This is a genomic window from Rhodococcus sp. NPDC055112, from assembly GCF_053607505.1.
This window is the reverse complement of record NZ_JBSGTR010000002.1, coordinates 1-15657: the sequence shown is the minus strand read 5'-3', so window position 1 is coordinate 15657 and position 15657 is coordinate 1. Positions and strand designations below refer to the sequence as shown.

Sequence of the window (15657 nt, the reverse complement as noted above, 5' to 3'; positions counted from 1 at the left end):
CGCGGTCAGCGCCAGCTGATCGGCATCCCGACCGAGGCGAGCCAGGCGTCGAGGTCGTGACCGTGCGCGGCGATCCCGTCCGCCGCGGTCACCGCCCGGTGGATCGCCAGCTCGGTCGTCGCGGCGTCGAGCAGGCCTGCCGAATGCGCGGCGATCAACTCGTCCACGTCCAGGAGCTCGGTGTCGCGCCCGGTCCGAACCACCAGATCCAGGTAGTGGTCCTCGGATCGCCAGACCCCTGGTGCCGCGGTGAACTCGCCGATGTCGACGTAGTGGTTCTGATCCCGTGCGTGAAACGGGTGGTAGTGGAAGATCGACGCCCGCAGGCCGAGGTCCGGCAGCAGCCAGGACTCCAGGTAGTGGAAGTGTGCGTGGTCCGAGGTCCTGGCCATGTACAGGCCCCACGGTTCGAGCCGGTAGTGGTCCACCGGTCGCACGAAGCCCTTCGGGTCGGTATTGGTCTTGTCCGCGAGCGAGAAGGACTCGATCTTCGGGGCGTGCACTTGGCCGTCCATGGCTGTTGAACCTACCCGGCGGGTCGGGCCCCGACGACGATGCCGGGAGGATGTCGGTGCCCCGGCTTACTCTGGTTCCATGGCTTTCGCATCCGAGCATCCCGTGGTGGCGCACTCCGAGTTCCGGCCGGTCGGCGACATCGAACGGTCCGAGGCCCGGTTCGAGGTGGTGAGCCCGCACCAGCCCGCGGGTGACCAGCCCGCGGCGATCGCGGAACTCGAGCGGCGGATCCGGGCGGATGAGAAGAACGTGGTGCTGCTCGGTGCCACCGGCACAGGAAAGTCGGCGACGACGGCCTGGCTGATCGAGAAGCTGCAGCGGCCGACGCTGGTGATGGCGCCGAACAAGACCCTCGCCGCCCAGCTCGCGAACGAGCTGCGAGAGATGTTGCCGAACAACGCAGTCGAGTACTTCGTCTCGTACTACGACTACTACCAGCCCGAGGCGTACATCGCGCAGACGGACACCTACATCGAGAAGGACTCGTCGATCAACGACGACGTCGAGCGGCTGCGGCACTCCGCGACCTCGAGCCTGCTCTCCCGTCGTGACGTGGTGGTGGTCGCGTCGGTCTCGTGCATCTACGGTCTCGGCACCCCGCAGTCCTACCTGGACCGGTCGATCCAGCTCGACGTCGGCGTCGAGGTGCCCCGCGACGCGCTGCTCCGCCTGCTTGTCGACGTGCAGTACAACCGCAACGACCTGTCCTTCACCCGCGGTTCGTTCCGGGTGCGCGGGGACACGGTGGAGATCATCCCGTCGTACGAGGAGCTCGCGATCCGCATCGAGTTCTTCGGCGACGAGATCGAGGCGCTCTACTACCTGCACCCGCTGACCGGCGACGTGGTCCGCCAGGTCGATTCGCTGCGGATCTTCCCGGCCACCCACTACGTCGCGGGTCCGGAGCGGATGGAGCGCGCGGTCAAGGACATCGAGGCCGAGCTCGAGGAGCGGCTCGCCGACCTGGAGGGGCGGGGCAAGCTGCTCGAGGCACAGCGGCTGCGGATGCGGACCAACTACGACATCGAGATGATCAAGCAGGTCGGGTTCTGCTCCGGGATCGAGAACTACTCGCGGCACATCGACGGCCGCGGAGCAGGCACCGCGCCCGCCACGCTCATCGACTACTTCCCCGAGGATTTCCTGCTGGTCATCGACGAGTCGCACGTCACCGTCCCGCAGATCGGCGCGATGTACGAGGGCGACATGTCCCGCAAGCGCAACCTCGTCGAGTTCGGGTTCCGGCTGCCCTCGGCAACCGATAACCGCCCTCTCACCTGGGAGGAGTTCACCCAGCGCATCGGGCAGACCGTGTACCTGTCGGCCACCCCGGGCAAGTACGAGCTCGGCCAGGCGGCAGGCGAGTTCGTCGAGCAGGTCATCCGGCCGACCGGACTGGTGGACCCAGAGGTGGTGGTCAAGCCCACCAAGGGCCAGATCGACGACCTCGTGCACGAGATCAGGGAGCGAACCGACAAGGACGAGCGGGTCCTGGTCACCACCCTGACCAAGAAGATGGCCGAGGACCTGACCGATTACCTGCTGGAACTGGGGATCCGGGTGCGGTACCTGCACTCGGACATCGACACCCTCCGCAGGGTGGAGCTGCTCCGACAGCTGCGGCTGGGGGAGTACGACGTGCTCGTCGGCATCAACCTGCTGCGCGAGGGACTCGACCTGCCGGAGGTGTCGCTCGTCGCGATCCTGGACGCCGACAAGGAGGGCTTCCTGCGCAGCTCCACCAGCCTGATCCAGACCATCGGCCGCGCGGCCCGCAACGTGTCCGGCCAGGTGCACATGTACGCGGACAAGATCACCGACTCGATGGCGCACGCGATCGAGGAGACCGATCGCCGCCGCGAGAAGCAGATCGCCTACAACCGGGAGATGGGCGTCGACCCGCAGCCGCTGCGCAAGAAGATCGCCGACATCCTCGACCAGGTCTACGAGGAGGCCGATGACACGGCCGCGGGTGTGGACGTCGGCGGATCGGGGCGCAACGCCAGCCGCGGACGTCGCGCTCAGGGCGAGGCGGGCCGGGCCGTCAGCGCGGGCGTGTACGAGGGCCGCGACGTGAAGTCGATGCCGCGGGCGGAGCTGGCGGACCTGGTCAAGGAACTGACGGACCAGATGATGAACGCCGCGCGCGAGCTGCAGTTCGAGCTGGCCGGGCGGCTGCGCGACGAGATCCAGGACCTGAAGAAGGAGCTCAGGGGGATGGACGCCGCCGGCCTGTCGTAGAGCGGGCCGGGCGCGGGTCGTGCACCGACCGGACGGCGGCGTTCCGCTCGCGCCCGCTACGGTCGAGCGCATGGACGCACGGACCGCGGGGCAGGCAGCCCGGACCCTTGACCTGATCCACGGCATGTCGTATTTCGCGCCGGAGGTGAACGAGAGCCTCGTCGCGGCGGGCCTGAGCCCGGGCCGGATGTGCTACTTCGCCGGACGGTCCGCCGCCATGGGTGCGGTCGGGGCGGGGGTGGTCGCGGCGACCTTCTACAACTTCAACCCCGAGGCGATCACGCCGGTGATCCCGATCGCCTGGACGCAGGCACGGCCTGCGGATGTCGTTGCGGCCAGGTACCGCGGGGTGGACGCGGCGATGCGGCGGATCTACGGCGCCGAGGCGATCGGCTCATCGGCGTTCGACGAGGCCGCGATGCTGGCGGCCACCGCGGCGCGCGCCATCCCCGAGGCGGCCGGTCGGCCGCTGTTCGCCGGGCACGCCGAGGTCGAGTGGCCTGCCGAGCCACACCTGGTGCTCTGGCACGCGCTGACGCTGCTCCGCGAGTACCGAGGTGACGGCCACATCGCCGCCCTGCAGACCGCGGGACTCTCCGGGATCGAGGCGCTGGTCTCGCACACGGCCACCGGCAACGGGTTCCAGGAGCAGTTCGCCAGGTCCCGCCGCGGCTGGTCCGACGAGCAGTGGCGCGGCGCGGTCGACGCGCTCACCGACCGGGGACTGCTCGGGGACGGCGGGGAGCTCACCGGTGCCGGCTGGGAGTTGCGCGAGTGCGTCGAGGAACTCACCGACGAGATGGCGGTGGCCCCGTGGGCGGCGCTCGGCGACGACGGTGTGGCGCGCCTGCTGGAACTCGGAACCGACCTGCGCGCGGTCCTGGTGGACCAGGGGGTGTTCCCGGAGGGGGTGTACGGGTCCGCGGTCTCGCGCTGACCGCGGTCGGGCGCGGTCAGCTGGTGATGTCCTTGACCGCGAACCGCTGCCAGGCCAGCAGCCCGAACACCGCCGCGTACGCCAGCGCCGAGAACGACCCGACCACGATGTCGTGCCAGTCCACCGTCGGTGCCAGGAGCCGGGTCCAGGCGACAGAGAAGTGCCCGGGCAGATAGTCCCGCCAGTGCCCGAGCGCGGTGATCTGGTCGAGGATCTGCACGAGGATGGACACCATCACCGTGCCGCCGACCGCGCCGAGGGGGGCGTCGGTGAGCACGGAGAGCAGCAGGGCCAGACCCGCAACCCAGGTCAGGTTCACGGCGATGTACGCCAGCGCGGCCAGCAGCCGTCCCACCGCCTCGCCGTACCCGAGGGAATCGCCGAACGGGGTCACCAGCGGTCCCGTCCCGTACAGGGCGGTGCCGAGCGTGAGCGCCACACCGAACAGGATGAGGATCGCCAGCGCGGACAGCGCCGCGGACACGATGGCCTTCTGCTGCAGCAGCCGGCCGCGGGGGACCGGGATGGCCAACAGGTACCGCAGCGAGGACCAGGACGCCTCGCTCGCGACGGAGTCGCCGAAGAACAACGCCACCACCACGATCAGCAGGAATCCGACCGACATGAACAGGCAGAACACGGTGAAGTTCACGCCGCCCCTTGTGCCGAGTTCGATCAGGTCGACGGCGCCGGATTCGGAGTTCGACCCGCCGATGGCGAACGCGATCGCGAGGATCACCGGTAGCAACGCCAGGAAGCCGAGCGCCAGGTGGGTGCGTCTGCGCTTGAACTGCCGCTTGAGTTCGGTGCGCAGCGGCAGGGTGTGCGTCGCCCGGTAGCCGGCCGCCCTGCCGTCGGGATGGGACGTGACGGCGCCGCCGTCGGCTCGGCTGCTGGTCATGCTTCCTCCCTGTCGTGCTCGCGATGGTCGGAGATGTCCACCAGGCGGAGGAACACGTCCTCCAGGCGGGTCGTCTTCGACAGGCCCCTGACACCGATGCCTGCGCCGACGAGGGTGCGCACCAGCGCCGCCGGGTCGGTTTCGCCGAGGTCGACCCGCAGCCGGGGATTCTCTCCCTCGATCAGGCGCACGGGTCCGAGCCCGTCGACCGACTCGAGGACGGCGGCCGCCCGGTTGGGGTCGTCGACCCGCAGTTCGGTGGCGCCCTCGGCGGAGGTGAGCTCCTCGACGGTGCCGGAGCTGATCACCCGGCCGTGGTTCATGACCACCACGTCGGTGCAGGTCTGCTCGACCTCGGCCAGCAGGTGGCTGGAGACGAGGACGGTGCGCCCGGTGCGCGCGTAGTTGATCAGCACCTCCCGCATGGTGCGGATCTGCGGCGGGTCGAGTCCGTTGGTGGGTTCGTCCAGGACCATCAGGTCCGGCAGGCCCAGCATCGCCTGCGCGATCGCGAGCCTCTGACGCATTCCCTGGCTGTAAGAGCGGACCTTCCGTTCGATCGCATCGCCGAGATCCGCGATCTCGAGGGCCTCCTCCATGCGGGCCTCGCCTGCCGGCCGGCCAGTGGCCTCCCAGTACAGCCGCAGATTGTCGATGCCGCTCAGATGCGGCAGCAGGCCGGACCCCTCGACGAAGGACCCGAGCCGGGATAGCACGGGCGCACCAGGGGTGACCCGGTGGCCGAAGACCCGGATCTCGCCCTCGGTCGGCGTGATCAGGCCCATCAGCATCCGCAGGGTGGTGGTCTTGCCCGCACCGTTGGGGCCGAGCAGCCCGAGGACCTGGCCGCGACGAACGGTGAAGCTCACCCCGTCGACCGCGCGGAAACCGTTGTCGTAGGTCTTGCGCAGGTCGGTGATGACCAGCGGGGTGTCGACGAGAGCGGGGTCGATCTCGGCCGCCACGCGGCGACGGCGCCGGATGATGCCGATCGTGACCAGGAGGGCCGCCCCGCCGAGGATGCACGCGATCCCGATCAGCGGGCCGATCGGCAGCGAACGGCTGGAGGTGGTGGCGGGCACGCTCGGGACCAGGAGGCCGGCGTTGTCGGCGAGGGCCACCGAGTACTGGGCCGGGCTGAGCGGGTTCGCGTAGGCCTGGTCGGTGGTGGTGACGACCACTTCGAGGTGGTGTCCCTGCGGCACCTGGAACGCAACACCCGGCATGGCCACCGAGATCGGGTGTGGTCCCGGGCCGTCGGGCAGCCGGATCGCGGAGACCGCACCGCCGGGCAGGGTGCGCCTGCCGTCCGGGCTCACGTCGTACAGCTTCGCGAACAGCACGGCGTCACCCGGTGCGGAGGTGGCGGTGACCGTGAGCCCGACCGTGGAGACACCCGTGATCGTGAGCGGGTGGTCGAGCGGCGCGGTGGCGAACGCGGCGGACTGACCGGGCGGGTCGGCCGCCAGGTCCGCCGCGGGCCCGCCCAAGGCGCCCAGGTTCGACAGCGCCGACCCGAGGCCTGGCACCGCCGACAGTGCGGCAGGCGAGGCGCCGGGCGGCCGGAGGATGCTCTGCGATGCCGGTCCGGCGAGCGGGAGATCGATCGTCGGGGTCGGCGGCGCGTCCGCGATCAGGCCCGGGTAGTCGGCGGCGGTCATCCGCCGGTAGGAGGGGCGACCCTGATCGGTCGGGGTGCCGGGGAGCGAGAACACGAACTCCTCGTCCACCTCGCCGGACCCGCGGAGTTGCTCGGACAGGAACCGCGACGTCGCGGACTCGCTGAAGCGGGTGCCCTCGCCTCCCGCGTCGTGCCCACCGGGAAACCAGCGCACCTGGACGGGTGTGCCTGCCCCGGCGATCTGCCGCGCGGTCGCGTCGGACTGGTCCAGTCCGAACAGCGTGTCCTGTTCGCCCTGGATCAGCAGCGTGGGCGCGGTGATCGCGCCCGCGACCGCCGCGGGCGAGTGCGCACGGAGCAGGTCCAGCAGTTCCTGGCTCGGTTTCCCGGACACCGCGGCCGCGGCGTACTCCCGGCAGAACTCCAGCGCGAACCGTCCGCAGGGCCCCGGTTCCGGCCGCGGTTCGGCCGCGTCCCCCTCGGATGGGGCCGCGCCGGCGCCCGCGCCGAAGAAGATGCCTGCCCAGCCGCGTTTGAGTACGCCAGGGCCGCCGTAGCCGGTCGCGGCCGGGGTCGACGGTGGCAGCGATTCGATCGTGCCGGAGTTCGGAAACAGGGCGTGGCCCAGGTCATTCCAGGTGATCGCCGCGGCTATCGCATCGATGCGCGAGTCCAGCCCGCCGAGCATCAAGGCCAGCGCACCGCCATACGATCCGCCCGCCACACCGATCCGCGGGTCGCCGGGGCCGTCCTGCTCGACCTCGCCACGCGCGGCCAGCCAGTCGACGAGGCCGCGAGCGTCCGCCACTTCGCGATCCGGGTCGTTCAACGAGATCTGACCGGTGCTCTGCCCGAAACCCCTGGCGCTGTAAGCCAGCACCACGAACCCGTCATCTGCGAGCGTCGCCGCCTGGGCGGCGACGGAGTCCTTGCTGCCGCCGAACCCGTGTGCGAGGAGTACGGCAGGTGCCGGGGTGTGCTGCGGAAGATACAGGCGGGCATCGATTTTGACCTGATCCGTCCCCGCGGGGCCCGCGGGCATCGTCACTGCGACATCCTCGGTCACCGGCGCGGCAGGCTCGGTGATCGACCTGGTCACGGCGACGGCACCGGCGCCGACGGCAACGAGGGCGACGGCCACGACGATCCGGGTCCTGATTCCCTGCAGCCGGGGGATTCGCATGAGATCTAATGTAGCGAGGCGGCGCCGATGTGCGTTGTGCCGCAATTCCCCCTAACCCGATCGCGATCCGGCTAGGGTCTTTCCCAGCGGCCGGGCTGTCCGTGATTCTGCGGCGCTCCGGTCAGACCTGAGCACCTTGGAGGAATGAATGAGCGCCTACCGCACCATCGTCGTCGGAACCGATGGCTCGGATTCGTCCCTGAAGGCAGTGGACAAGGCCGCGTCGTTGGCGTCGGATGCCGGCGCGAAACTGGTCATCGCCTGCGCCTACTACCCGGCTGACCCGAAGGACATCGAGGCCGCGCAGGACACCCTCCGCGAGGACGCGTACCAGATCACCGGTTCCGCGCCGACCTTCGAGATCCTGCGGACCGCCCGCGAGCGGGCGCACGCGGCGGGCGCGGCCGATATCGTCGAGCGCGCCGTCGTCGGCGCTCCCGTGGACTCGCTGCTCGCGCTCATCGACGAGGTCGAGGCCGACCTGCTGGTGATCGGTAACCGTGGACTGAACACGCTGACCGGGCGTCTGCTCGGATCGGTCCCCTCGGACGCGGCGCGTAAGTCCACGTCCGATGTCCTGATCGTGCACACGGTCCGCTAACCGCGTCCGAAACATCTCCCGCCCCCGCCGGCCTCGCCGACGGGGGCGGATTTGTCTTGTGCGCCCGTGAAAGCTATTCGAGTACAGACAGTTTCGACAGTCCGTCCGGAAGCGGGTGCGCATGCACGACGCCGAGCCGTTGCGTGGCGCGGGTGAGCGCGACGTAGAGGTCGTTCATGCCGCGCGGTGACTCGTCCACGATCTGACCGGGCTCCACGATGAGGACCGAGTCGAACTCGAGCCCCTTCGCCTGCCGGACCGAGAGCACGCTCACCGAATCCGAGACCAGGTCGAGGTACTCGTCGACGCCGGACTCGCTGGTCAGGACCGCGACGAGACCGGGCCCGGTCTCCGCGGCGACCAGCCGACGGACCTGTTCGGCGACCTCGCCCTCGGGCACCCGCCGTGCCCACGGCCGCGTCCCCGAGTCGCGCACCGAACGCGGCACCGTCTGATCGGGGTCGATCCGCGCGAGCACGTCCTGCGCGACCCCCATGATCTCGGACGGCGTGCGGTAGTTCACCGTCAGCTCGGTCAGCTTCCAGCGCCGGGCCACGTACGGCTCGAGCACCTTCTGCCAGGACGAGCTGCCGGCCGGATCGCCCGTCTGGGCGGTGTCGCCGACCAGGGTCATCCACCGATTCGGGATGCGCCGCATCAGCATTCGCCAGGCCATCTCCGAGAGTTCCTGTGCCTCGTCCACGATGACGTGCCCGTAGGTCCAGGTGCGGTCGGCCGCCGCGCGCTCGGCGGCGGTCTGGGACTGCCGCAGGTCCTGACGCTGCGCCAGCTGGCCCGCGTCGATCAGGTCGTACGCCATCAGGATCTCGGGATCCAGCTCGTCCTCGAGGTCCTGCGGGGCCGAACCGGTAAGAATGTCCAACGCGCCCTGGGCATCGGCGATCTGGGCCCGCCATTCGCGGTCAGCGCGTTCGCGTTCGGCCGCATCGTCCACGCCGAGCAGTTCGGCGAGCTCGTCGAGCAGGGGAGCGTCGGCGGCACTGAACCCCGCGACACCGGTGCGGTGCAGCAACTCGCGCTGTGCGGCGGTGAGTTCGCGTGCCGCAGTGTCCAGCCGCCTCCGGGAACCGAGCAGGTCCGCGAGCACCCGCTGGGGTGTCAGCTGCGGCCACAGCCCGTCGATCGCGGCCATCACCTCGGGGTCGCCGCGCATCTCGTCCCTGATGTCGGCGATGTCGTCGCGGCTGAGCAGGTTCGCCCCGCCAAGCACGTTCGACCCGATCCGGGCCGCATGCTGATCGGCGAGCGCCTCGATCACGGCCGAGACGAAGATCGGCCGCGCGAGGTTGTGCGGGCGCCGCGACGAGCGGGCCCGCCCGCGCGCGCGGGTGACGACCCGGCGATCGAGGGTGATCGGGTAGGAGTCGAACCTCAGCCGGATCGGCTCCTGAGGGGTCTCCTGCCGGTCCCGGACCGCCTGCTTGAGCACCTCGACCATCGCGAGCGAACCCTTGACTTCGCCACACTCGAGCGAATCCTGATGCGTGGCACGCACTCCCGGATAGAGGTCGCCGATGGTGGAGAGCAGCACGCCGGTCTCGCCGAGCGAGGGGAGAACCTGGCCGATGTAGTCGAGGAAGGTGTCGTTGGGCCCGATGATCAGCACGCCGCTCTTCGCCAGCTGCTGTCGGTAGGTGTAGAGCAGGTACGCGGCGCGGTGCAGTGCCACCGCGGTCTTGCCGGTTCCCGGCCCGCCCTGCACGACCATCACCGACTTGTGCTCGGACCGGATGATCGCGTCCTGCTCGGACTGGATGGTCTCGACGATGTCGTTCATGTGGCCGGTCCTGGCCGCGTTGAGCGCGGTGAGCAGCGCGCTCTCGCCCGCCACGCCGTCGCCGCCGTCGAGGGCACCCGCACGCTCCGCGGTCGCGAGGTCCAGGTACTCGTCGCCGAGCCCGGTGACCTTCCGGCTGCGGGTCCTGATGTGCCTGCGTCGGGTGACGCCCTCGGGTGCGGCAGGCGTCGCCAGGTAGAACGGCCGGGCCAGCGGGGCCCGCCAGTCCAGCAGCAGCGTCTCGTAGTCGTTGGCCTCGTCGAGGATGCCGACCCGGCCGATATAGCGTCGCGCGTCGCCGTCGGGAGCTTCCTCGTCCGGATCCTGCCCGTCGAGGTCGATCCGCCCGAAGCAGAGGCCGTTCTCCGCCGCGTCGTACTTGGCGATGTCCTCGGTGTACATCAGGCTGAACGACTCGCGCTCGCTGCGGGCCTGAGGGGTGCCACCGGTCTCGAGGAGCACCTTGCGCAGGCGGGTCGCGGCATAGTCACGCAGCGAATCCAGACGGTTGTACAGCATTGACACGTACTGCTGCTCGCGCTCACGTTCGTCGTGCTGCAGCGCCTCGTCCGGCAAGTGGTCTCCTCGGGCGGTAGGGGAGGGAAAAGTGCCAAGCGAGTCTAGTGGGCGGGTGGCGTGGACGCAGAAGGGCCAGGTCAGAGGGCAGTCCGGCGCGTCGCCGCGGCGCGTGGTTCAGACCGTGCGGAGGGTCTCGTGCACCGAGCGCCAACGGAGTCCGTTGCGGGCGCCGGGCGCGGGGACCAGGACGGCGGTGACCAGCCGAACGCCGGACCCGGTTCCGGTCTCGGCGTGATGAGTCTCGGTGAACCGGGCGATCGCCACCTCGGCGGTGGCGAGCTGCACCTCCACCGCCGTGATCACCACCCGGAGGCCGGGGACCGCGCCCCGCGCCCCGCGGAGCGAATCGGCGAGCTGGTCGACGGACACGACGTGCCCGTCGGTCGCGACGAGTGAGAAGTCCGCGGTGTGGGCGCCCGTGAACTCGGTGAGCAGCGCCGGGTCCGCGACGGTCCCGAGCCACCGTTCGAGCACCGCGTGGTGATCCTCGATCTCTCGGATGATCCGGGATTCAGGGGCAGCGGTCACGAGCCCAGGTCCGCGACGGCCCGTCGGGCCCGCCGCACGGCGCGTTCGGTGCCCACGCCGACTGTGTGACCGAGTTGGGCGCCGCGCTCGGCCGCCGTTTCGGTCCACTCGGCGCCGTGTTCGCGCGCGAGCGAGAGGAGCTCGGGGGCGCGTTCCTGTGCCGTCTCGGCGAGCGCGGCCCCGCGTTCGGCGGCGGCTTCGGTCCACTCGGCGCCGTGCTGGCGCGCGAGCGTGAGGAGTTCGGGGGCGCGTTCCTGTGCGGTTTCGGCGAGTGCTGCCCCGCGCTCGGCGGCCTCGGCCGCGAGCTCGCGGACCCGTTCGGATGCGGACTGGAGCCGCTCGCCGACCGCCGCGCGGGCCTCGCCGTTCTGGGCCGAGGGCAGCGCCGCCAGCACCGCCTCGGAGGCGTGACGGGCAGCGCGGCGGCCCCGCCAGCCGAGGGACGGCTTGCCCTCGGTGTCGACGCCGGCGATGAGCAGCCCGCCGAGCAGGCTGATGTTCTTGAAGAACTGGGTCCGTTGAGCGGCGCGTTGCGCCGGGTCCGGCTCCTGCCAGAAGGCATGGCCGGCGAGGGTGGTCGGCAGCAGGCTGCCCGCCAGGGTCAGCGACGCGACGCGCGGCGCGGTGCCCGTGGCCAGCAGAGCGCCCGCGCCGACCTGGATCGCCCCGTTCAGGCGCACCAGGTTCTCTGGGTCCGAGGGCACCAACGCCGGGAGAGCACCCCGTGCCCGTTTGATGAACGGCTCCGCCCGGTCCGCTTTTCCCGCGGGATGTCGGAGTGCATCGATGCCGCCGGTGATGAACACCGCTGCGAGCAGGGGGCGGGCGATTCGACGGACCAGCATGGCGTGGCCTCCCTCGTGATCGGGTGCACTCCACCCTAGCCAGGGCCGGGCGTCACCAACCGCGTTCCTGCCATTCCGGGAGGAACGGCCGCTCGGCGCCGATCGTGGTGTCCTTGCCGTGTCCCGGGTACACGGCGGTGTCGTCGGGGAACCGTTCGAAGAGCTTGGTCGTCACGTCCCGGTAGAGCGAGGCGAACTTCTCCGCATCGGCGGTCTTGCCGACGCCGCCAGGGAACAGCGAGTCCCCGGTGAAGAGATGGACCTGGCCGGTCGCCGGATCCGTCAGCGCCAGCGCGATCGACCCCGGCGTGTGACCCGCGAGGTGGATGACCTCGAGTGAGAGTCGGCCCACCTCCACCAGGTCGCCGTCGGTGACGGTGCGGTCGGGCGCGACCGGGAGCGGGCCCGCGTCGAGGGCGTGCGCGATGGTGGGGACGCCGGTCTTGTCGACCACCTCGGCGAGCGCGAGCCAGTGGTCAGGATGCTGGTGGGTGGTGACGATCGAGGTGAGCGTCGGCGCCGCGGCCGAGACCAGGCTCACGAGCCGGTCCGCGTCGTTCGCGGCGTCGATGAGCAGGGATTCGCCGGTCTCGGAACAGACCACCAGATAGGCGTTGTTGTCCATGGGGCCGACGGAGATCTTGGTGATGCTCGCGCCGGCGAAGGATCGCCGCTGCGGATCGGAATCCGCTGTGAGCTCTCCGGTGTAGTGGTCGTCGATTGTCATCTGCTGCCCGTCCATGGTGGGGACGCTACCGTCGAATGTGTGCGGGCGACGGCTCGGGCACGCGATCGGCCGCTGGTGGACACGGGGTCGTCCGATCGCGGCTCCACCGACGATGTCGGTACCCCGGCCTACCATGTGCAGCGCGTGAGGACTATCGCCTCTGCGTCGACGAGAAGGGACATCGAGTGGCGGACCGCTTGATCGTGCGAGGAGCGCGTGAGCACAACCTGCGAGGCATCGACATCGACCTGCCCCGGGACAGTCTCATCGTCTTCACCGGATTGTCCGGCTCGGGCAAATCGTCGCTCGCGTTCGACACCATCTTCGCGGAGGGCCAGCGCCGCTACGTCGAATCGCTGTCGGCCTACGCCCGCCAGTTCCTCGGTCAGATGGACAAGCCCGACGTCGATTTCATCGAGGGCCTCTCGCCCGCGGTGTCGATCGACCAGAAGTCGACCAATCGCAATCCGCGATCCACCGTCGGCACGATCACCGAGGTGTACGACTACCTCCGTCTGCTATACGCCCGTGCAGGCACCCCGCACTGCCCGGTGTGCGGCGAGCAGATCGCGAAGCAGAGCCCCCAGCAGATCGTCGACCAGGTGCTCGCCATGGAGGAGGGCACCCGTTTCCAGGTGCTGGCGCCGGTGGTGCGCACCCGTAAGGGTGAGTTCGTCGACCTCTTCGACCAGCTCAACACCCAGGGGTACGCCAGGGTCCGGGTCGACGGCGTGGTGCATCAGCTGACCGACCCGCCGAAGCTCAAGAAGCAGGAGAAGCACGACATCGAGGTGGTCATCGACCGCCTCACGGTCAAGGCGAGCTCGAAGCAGCGGCTCACGGACTCGGTGGAGACCGCGCTGCGCCTTGCTGACGGCATCGTCGTCCTCGACTTCGTCGATCGGGACGAGAACGCGCCGGACCGGGAACGCCGCTTCTCCGAGTCACTGGCCTGCCCGAACGGGCATGCCCTCTCGATCGACGATCTCGAACCGCGGTCGTTCTCGTTCAACTCGCCCTACGGCGCCTGCCCCGAGTGCACAGGACTCGGCATCCGCAAGGAGGTCGACCCGGACCTGGTGGTGCCGGATCCCGAGCTGAGCCTCGAGGACGGGGCGATCGCGCCCTGGTCGATGGGGCAGACCTCCGAGTACTTCGGCCGCCTGCTGTCCGGACTCGCCGACATCATGGGCTTCGAGATGTCGACCCCGTGGAACGAACTGCCCGCGAAGGCACGCAAGGCGGTCCTCGAGGGCAGCGCGGACCAGGTGCACGTCAAGTACAAGAACCGGTACGGGCGGACGCGCTCCTACTACGCCGAGTTCGAGGGCGTGATGCCCTTCCTGCACCGTCGGCTCGAGCAGACCGAGTCCGAGCAGATGAAGGAACGGTACGACGGGTACATGCGCGACGTGCCGTGTCCCGCGTGTGACGGTGCCCGGCTCCGGCCGGAGATCCTCTCGGTCACCATCTCGGCGGGCGAGCACGGCAAGAAGTCCATCGCGGACGTCGCCGAGCTGTCGATCTCGGACTGCGCGGATTTCCTGAACAGCCTCACGCTCGGAGCGAGGGAGGAGGCCATCGCCGGTCAGGTCCTCAAGGAGGTGCAGGCGCGGCTCGGCTTCCTGCTCGACGTCGGACTCGAGTACCTGTCGCTCTCACGTGCGGCAGGCACCCTCTCCGGCGGCGAGGCCCAGCGGATCCGGCTGGCCACCCAGATCGGTTCAGGCCTGGTGGGCGTCCTCTACGTGCTCGACGAGCCCTCCATCGGGCTCCATCAGCGTGACAACCGGCGGCTGATCGACACGTTGACCCGGTTGCGGGACCTCGGCAACACGCTCATCGTCGTCGAACACGACGAGGACACCATCCGGACCTCGGACTGGGTCGTCGACATCGGCCCGCTCGCTGGCGAGCACGGCGGCCGGGTGGTGCACAGCGGCCCGTACGAGGAGCTGCTGACCTGCGAGGAATCCCTCACCGGCGCATACCTTTCCGGCCGGTCGACGATCGATGTGCCTGCCATTCGCAGGCCCGTCGACAAGAAGCGTCAGGTCACGGTGATCGGGGCCAAGGAGCACAACCTCAAGAACATCGACGTCAGCTTCCCGCTCGGCGTGCTCACCTCGGTGACCGGTGTCTCCGGATCGGGCAAGTCGACCCTGGTCAACGACATCCTCGCGACCGTGATGGCGAACAAGCTCAACGGCGCGCGCCAGGTCCCCGGCAGGCACACCCGGATCAACGGGCTGGACCAGCTCGACAAGCTGGTCCAGGTGGACCAGTCGCCGATCGGCCGGACGCCGCGCTCGAACGCGGCCACCTACACCGGCGTGTTCGACAAGATCCGCACCCTGTTCGCCGCGACGACCGAGGCCAAGGTGCGTGGTTACCAGCCGGGACGGTTCTCCTTCAACGTCAAGGGCGGCCGGTGTGAGGCCTGCTCGGGAGACGGCACGCTCAAGATCGAGATGAACTTCCTGCCGGACGTGTACGTCCCGTGCGAGGTGTGCCACGGGGCCCGCTACAACCGGGAGACCCTGGAGGTGCACTACAAGGGCAAGACCATTGCCGAGGTGCTCGACATGTCCATCGAGGAGGCCGCCGACTTCTTCGAGGCGATCACCTCGATCCACCGCTACCTCAAGACGCTCGTCGAGGTCGGGCTCGGGTACGTACGTCTCGGCCAGCCGGCCCCGACCCTGTCCGGTGGCGAGGCGCAGCGGGTGAAGCTGGCCGCCGAGCTGCAGAAGCGTTCCACCGGCCGCACCGTGTACGTGCTCGACGAGCCGACCACCGGCCTGCATTTCGAGGACATCCGCAAGCTGCTCGGCGTCGTCAACGGACTGGTGGACAAGGGCAACACGGTGATCGTGATCGAGCACAACCTCGACGTGATCAAGACGTCGGACTGGGTCGTCGACATGGGGCCCGAGGGTGGATCGGGCGGCGGAACCGTCGTGGGGGAGGGCACGCCCGAGCAGATCGCGGCGGTGCCCGCCAGCTACACCGGCAGGTTCCTGCGGGATGTGCTCGACCAGCAGGCCGCCGCCGTCAACGGCAAGGCCAAGGCTCCGGGTGAGCCGAAGCGGAAGAGGGCGCCGCGCAAGGCGGCCGCCGCGGTCTGACGCGGAAGGCAGCGACAGACAGCAGTGCGGGCCGGGTCACGAGGACCCGGCC

The 15657-nt window shown here is 69.8% G+C and carries 11 protein-coding genes; 4 read left to right on the top strand and 7 right to left on the bottom strand.

The genetic code is table 11. From position 1 onward, the window contains the following. Positions 1-5: 5 nt before the first annotated feature. Complete coding sequence (locus ACWFRB_RS01625) at positions 6-515, bottom strand: DUF402 domain-containing protein (protein ID WP_452638349.1); 510 nt, start codon at positions 513-515, stop codon at positions 6-8. A 79-nt stretch (positions 516-594) separates the two neighbouring features. Between ACWFRB_RS01625 and uvrB the strand changes: the two genes are divergently transcribed. Both uvrB and ACWFRB_RS01615 read left to right on the top strand, forming a co-directional pair. Further along, positions 595-2757: an excinuclease ABC subunit UvrB gene (uvrB, locus tag ACWFRB_RS01620; RefSeq protein ID WP_452638348.1), complete on the top strand. Its 2163-nt coding sequence runs from the start codon at positions 595-597 to the stop codon at positions 2755-2757. Positions 2758-2827: 70 nt separating this feature from the next. Continuing rightward, positions 2828-3694 (top strand): SCO6745 family protein, encoded by an 867-nt coding sequence (locus ACWFRB_RS01615; protein WP_452638347.1) that lies wholly within the window; start codon positions 2828-2830, stop codon positions 3692-3694. 16 nt (positions 3695-3710) lie between these two features. Here ACWFRB_RS01615 and ACWFRB_RS01610 read toward each other — a convergent pair whose 3' ends face one another. Both ACWFRB_RS01610 and ACWFRB_RS01605 read right to left on the bottom strand, forming a co-directional pair. Further along, positions 3711-4595 carry an ABC transporter permease gene (locus tag ACWFRB_RS01610; protein WP_452638346.1) on the bottom strand — a complete coding sequence of 295 codons (885 nt, stop codon included), beginning with the start codon at positions 4593-4595 and terminating at the stop codon, positions 3711-3713. Beyond that, complete coding sequence (locus ACWFRB_RS01605; protein WP_452638345.1) at positions 4592-7399, bottom strand: alpha/beta fold hydrolase; 2808 nt, start codon at positions 7397-7399, stop codon at positions 4592-4594. The genes ACWFRB_RS01610 and ACWFRB_RS01605 overlap by 4 nt, the downstream gene beginning before the upstream one ends. A 148-nt stretch (positions 7400-7547) precedes the next feature. Here ACWFRB_RS01605 and ACWFRB_RS01600 point away from each other — a divergent pair, with 148 nt between their 5' ends. Next, positions 7548-8000, top strand: coding sequence for a universal stress protein (locus tag ACWFRB_RS01600; protein ID WP_392979488.1), 453 nt, complete (start codon positions 7548-7550; stop codon positions 7998-8000). 73 nt (positions 8001-8073) lie between these two features. Here the strand turns inward: ACWFRB_RS01600 and ACWFRB_RS01595 are convergent, their stop codons facing one another. From ACWFRB_RS01595 to ACWFRB_RS01580, 4 genes are all read right to left on the bottom strand, one after another. Then, positions 8074-10374, bottom strand: a complete 2301-nt coding sequence (locus tag ACWFRB_RS01595; RefSeq protein ID WP_452638344.1) for a HelD family protein — start codon at positions 10372-10374, stop codon at positions 8074-8076. Positions 10375-10491: 117 nt separating this feature from the next. Next, positions 10492-10905 carry a hypothetical protein gene (locus ACWFRB_RS01590; RefSeq protein ID WP_452638342.1) on the bottom strand — a complete coding sequence of 138 codons (414 nt, stop codon included), beginning with the start codon at positions 10903-10905 and terminating at the stop codon, positions 10492-10494. Then, the gene (locus ACWFRB_RS01585; protein ID WP_452638340.1) at positions 10902-11750 is read right to left on the bottom strand and encodes a DoxX family protein; all 849 of its coding nucleotides are present in this window, start codon (positions 11748-11750) and stop codon (positions 10902-10904) included. The genes ACWFRB_RS01590 and ACWFRB_RS01585 overlap by 4 nt, the downstream gene beginning before the upstream one ends. Before the next feature lie 52 nt (positions 11751-11802). Beyond that, on the bottom strand, positions 11803-12492 hold the full coding sequence (locus ACWFRB_RS01580) for an MBL fold metallo-hydrolase (protein ID WP_452638338.1): 690 nt from the start codon (positions 12490-12492) through the stop codon (positions 11803-11805). A 170-nt stretch (positions 12493-12662) separates the two neighbouring features. On the opposite strand from ACWFRB_RS01580, the gene uvrA reads away from it, so the two are divergent. Further along, positions 12663-15605 carry an excinuclease ABC subunit UvrA gene (uvrA, locus tag ACWFRB_RS01575; protein WP_452638337.1) on the top strand — a complete coding sequence of 981 codons (2943 nt, stop codon included), beginning with the start codon at positions 12663-12665 and terminating at the stop codon, positions 15603-15605. Positions 15606-15657: the final 52 nt, after the last annotated feature.

Bases quoted from the DNA above. Each gene is read 5' to 3' on its own strand.
- ACWFRB_RS01625 (WP_452638349.1), bottom strand. From the start codon at position 515: ATGGACGGCCAAGTGCACGCCCCGAAGATCGAGTCCTTCTCGCTCGCG.
- uvrB (WP_452638348.1), top strand. From the start codon at position 595: ATGGCTTTCGCATCCGAGCATCCCGTGGTGGCGCACTCCGAGTTCCGG.
- ACWFRB_RS01615 (WP_452638347.1), top strand. From the start codon at position 2,828: ATGGACGCACGGACCGCGGGGCAGGCAGCCCGGACCCTTGACCTGATC.
- ACWFRB_RS01610 (WP_452638346.1), bottom strand. From the start codon at position 4,595: ATGACCAGCAGCCGAGCCGACGGCGGCGCCGTCACGTCCCATCCCGAC.
- ACWFRB_RS01605 (WP_452638345.1), bottom strand. From the start codon at position 7,399: ATGCGAATCCCCCGGCTGCAGGGAATCAGGACCCGGATCGTCGTGGCC.
- ACWFRB_RS01600 (WP_392979488.1), top strand. From the start codon at position 7,548: ATGAGCGCCTACCGCACCATCGTCGTCGGAACCGATGGCTCGGATTCG.
- ACWFRB_RS01585 (WP_452638340.1), bottom strand. From the start codon at position 11,750: ATGCTGGTCCGTCGAATCGCCCGCCCCCTGCTCGCAGCGGTGTTCATC.
- ACWFRB_RS01580 (WP_452638338.1), bottom strand. From the start codon at position 12,492: ATGGACGGGCAGCAGATGACAATCGACGACCACTACACCGGAGAGCTC.